Genomic DNA, 3,230 nt, shown 5'->3' on the forward strand with positions numbered 1-3,230 from the left:
TACAGGTTGTACGCCCGCAGCCCCGGAGTCTCCCGCAGCCGCGTCCACAGCGCCTGGCCGACGGCCTCACCGCCCACCAGCACCACGCGCGGCGCGGGCTCCTCCAGCAGTCCCTCCTCGACCAGTTGGACCAGGAAGGACGGCGTGGCGTTCACCACGTCGATGCCGTGCGAGTCGAGGTGGCGGACCAGCGCGGCGGCGTCGAGGCGCAGGTCGTCGCCGATCAGGTGCAGTTCATGCCCGGCGACCATCCACAGCAGGCCCTCCCAGGAGGCGTCGAAGCAGAGCGAGGCCGTCAGCGCGAACCTCCGGTTCTCCTCCCCCGCCATCATGCCCGCCCGGTGGCCGGCCAGCAGAGCGGCGAGACTGCCGTGCGAGACCACCACGCCCTTGGGGCGGCCGGTCGAGCCGGAGGTGTAGATCACGTACGCCGCGTCCGCCGGGTGCAGGACGGGCCTGGTGAACTCCACCGGTCCGGGAGCATCCGTGACGTCCAACACCGGCAGATCGGCCAGCAGTTCGGGCAGCGGCCAGCGGCCGTCGGTCAGCACCAGCGCGGGCTCGGCGTCGGCCAGGGTGTAGGCCGTGCGCTCCGCCGGGTACCCGGCGTCCAGCGGCAGATAGACACCACCGGCCTTCAGCACCGCGAGCAGCCCGACCACCGACTCCACCGAGCGCGGCAGCGCCAACGCCACCACCGCCCCCGGCGTCACCCCGGCACCGACCAGCCGGCCCGCGAGCCGGTCGGCCCGCGCGTCCAACTCCCGGTAGGTCAGCACCTCGTCGCCGCACACCAGCGCCACCGCCTCCGGCGTGGACGCCGCCTGCCTCTCGAACACCGCCGGAAGCAGCGGCACCTCCGAGGCCAACGGCCGCGCGCCACCGAGCAGTTCGGCCCGCTCTTCCGGGCTCACCAGCGGCAGTGCCCCGATCCGGGTGTCCGGCCGCTCGACGGCCGCCGCCAGCAGGTTGGCGAAGTGGCGAATGATCGCCTCGGCCGTCTCGCGGTCGAAGAGGTCCGTCGCGAAGTCGACCACGCACTCCAGACCGGCCGGTGCGCCGTCCGGACCGAAGGACTCGCCGATGCCGACACTCAGGTCGAACTTGGCGACCGCGCGACCGGACGGCTCCACGGAGACGTCCAGCCCGGCCGCGTCCAACGGCGCCGTGTCGCCACCGCCCTGAAGGACCAGCATCACCTGGAACAGCGGGTGCCGGGCCAGCGAGCGGGCCGGGTTGAGCTCCTCGACCAGACGCTCGAACGGCACGTCCTGGTGCGCATGGGCATCGAGCTGGGTCTCCCGGACCCGGCCCAGCAGCTCCGTGAAACTCGGATTGCCCGAGGTGTCGGTCCGCAGCACCAGGGTGTTGACGAAGAAGCCGACCAACTGGTCCACCGCCTCGTCCGAACGCCCGGCCGTCACCGATCCGATCGGGATGTCCGTTCCGGCACCGAGCCGGGTCAGCAGGGCCGCCAGTGCCGCCTGCGCGGCCATGAACATCGTCACCCGCTGCTCACGCGCCAACGCCACCAGCGCACGGTGCAGTTCGGCGCCCAGCGGAAGCACCACCCGGTCACCCCGATGGCTGGCGACGGCACCCCGCGGACGGTCCGCCGGCAGTACCAGCTCCTCCGGAAGATCCGCCAACGCCTCGCGCCAGTAGCCGAGTTGGCGTGCCATCGGGCCGTCCTGGTCCGCTTCGTCAAGCAGCTCACGCTGCCAGAGCGCGTAGTCCGCGTACTGGACCGGCAGCGGCGCCCACCCGGGCACGGTGCCCGCCGTCCGCGCCGCATAGGCGGCGGCGAGGTCACGCAGCAACGGACCCATCGACCATCCGTCACCGGCAATGTGGTGCAGTACCAGGACCAGCAGGTACTCGGCCTGCCCGGCCGGGATCAGGTGGGCCCGGATCGGCAGGTCGACGGCCAGGTCGAACGGGCGCCCGGCGCAGGTCTCCGGTGCGGTGCCCTCGGGCAGCAGCTCGACGGGCACCCGGGCCGCCCAGGCCGGCAGGACGCGCTGGTACGGGGTGCCGTCCTCCTCCTCGATCAGCGTGCGCAGGACCTCGTGCCGGGCGACCAGGTCGCCGAGCGCGGAGCCGAGGGCGTCGGTGTCCAGCTCGCCCGCCACCCGGAGCACCAGTGGCAGGTTGTACAGCGCGCTGGGCCCCTCCATCCGGTCGATCAGCCAGAGCCGCTGCTGGGCGAAGGACAGCGGCACCTGCTCCGGCCGCTCAGCCCGGACGGTCAGCGCGAGACGCTCCGCCCCCGAACCGAGTCGGGCCGCCAGCCCAGCGGGCGTCGGCGCCTCGAACACGTCCCGGACGGCCAACTCGGCGACCAGCGTCGAGCGGACCCGACTGAGCAACCGGGTCGCCAGCAGCGAGTGCCCACCCAGCGCGAAGAAGTCGTCCTCCACCCCGACCGCGTCCAGCCCGAGCACCTCCGCGAACAGGCCGCACAGAATCTCCTCCTGCGGGGTACGGGCCGCCCGGCCGCCGGCCAGTGCGAGTGCTGTCAGGTCGGGTTCGGGCAGGGCACGGTGATCGACCTTGCCACTGCCGGTCAGCGGCAGGGCGTCGAGGGTCACCACGGCGGCCGGGACCATGTAGCCGGGCAGCGACTCGGCGGCGAACCGGCGCAGCGCGCCACCGAGTTCGGGGCCGGCGTCCTCGGCCACCGCGCAGTGGGCGATCAGCCGACGGTCCCCATCCTCGCCCTCCCGAACGCTCACCACGGCCTGACGGACGGCCGGGTGAGCAGCCAGCACGGCCTCGATCTCGCCCAGTTCGATCCGGAAACCACGGATCTTCACCTGGTCGTCGGTCCGGCCCAGGTACTCCAGCTCACCATCGCGGGCGCGGCGCACCAGGTCACCGGTGCGGTACATCCGCTCGCCGGGGGTGAACGGGCTGGCGACGAACCGCTCGGCGGTCAGGGCGGGCCGGCCCAGGTACCCCCGGGCCAGTCCGGCGCCCGCCAGGTACAACTCCCCTGCCACGCCGAGCGGGACCGGGTTCAGGTGCTCGTCCAGCACGTACCCGGCGGTCCCCGCGACGGCCTGGCCGAGCACCGGCCGGTCCGCGCCGTCGAGCGGCTGCTCCAGGGCCTCCACGGTGGACTCGGTCGGGCCGTACAGGTTGTACGCCCGCAGCCCCGGAGTCTCCCGCAGCCGCGTCCACAGCGCCTGGCCGACGGCCTCACCGCCCACCAGCACCACGCGCGGCGC

General features: G+C 73.4%; 1 protein-coding gene. It reads right to left on the minus strand.

The window, feature by feature from the left end; genetic code table 11:
* On the minus strand, window positions 1-3,230 hold a 3,230-nt coding region (locus tag ACFU6K_RS34855; protein ID WP_380669996.1), incomplete at both ends, for a condensation domain-containing protein.

It is taken from the genome of Kitasatospora sp. NPDC057512 (genome assembly GCF_042802135.1).
Taxonomy (GTDB): domain Bacteria; phylum Actinomycetota; class Actinomycetes; order Streptomycetales; family Streptomycetaceae; genus Kitasatospora.